The sequence below is a fragment of the Subtercola boreus genome, from assembly GCF_003399645.1.
In the GTDB taxonomy this organism is placed as follows: Bacteria; Actinomycetota; Actinomycetes; order Actinomycetales; family Microbacteriaceae; genus Subtercola; species Subtercola boreus_A.
Map to the genome: position 1 here is coordinate 1 of NZ_NBXD01000057.1, position 796 is coordinate 796.

At 64.8% G+C, this 796-nt stretch carries 1 protein-coding gene; it reads left to right on the top strand.

All coding sequences use genetic code 11. The annotated features are described in order from the left end of the window. Positions 1-44 precede the first annotated feature (44 nt). On the top strand, positions 45-796 hold a 752-nt coding region (locus B7R24_RS16855), incomplete at its 3' end, for an IS1380 family transposase (protein WP_116429916.1).

A 796-nucleotide genomic window follows, 5' to 3' on the forward strand; every position in this document is an offset into this window, starting at 1 on the left:
CTTGTTGAAGGACCTATTGACCCGAGAAGGAAGGCATCTCGCAGGTGCAAGTTTCTCACGCCGCTAGGGCTGCTGTCGCATCATTTGATGACCCGAACCTCGTGTCGGCCGCTGGCCTGCTGCCGGTGATGCGTCTGGCCGAGAAGGCGGGCCTTCGAAGCCTTGCCGACACCTGGTTGAGCGTTCCAACGGACAAGGGCGCGAACGCCGGGTTGAAGGTCGCCTCGATCGTGGCGGGGATGGTCGCGGGTGCGGACTCGATCGATGACATGGCACTGTTGCGTCACGGCGGGATGGGCAAGATCTTTACCGCCTGTTATGCCCCGTCGACGTTGGGGTCGTTCCTGCGGTCGTTCACCTTCGGGCATGTTCGCCAGCTTGACGCCGTCGCATCCCGGGTGCTTGTGAATCTGGCCCGGGAAGCGCCGATCGTTTCGGTCCCCTCTGACGGCGGTTTCGTGTTCGTCGATGTTGATGACACGATCATCGAGGTCCACGGGCATAAGAAGCAGGGCGCCGGGTTCGGATACTCCGGTGTCCGCGGCATCAACGCACTCCTCGCCACCGTGTCCACTTCCGCCACCGCCCCGGTGATCGTCGCCCAACGCCTGCGGAAGGGAGCATCCGGGTCACCCCGCGGCGCTGCCCGGATCGTCGCCGACGCACTCAAGACCATCACCCGCCTCCCCGGTCAGAAGAGCCCGGTGCTTCTGCGGGCCGACTCCGCCTATTACGGGTCCGCGACCATCAACGCGGCGATGAAAGCCGGAGCGGCCGTGTCGATCACGGCCCGGCA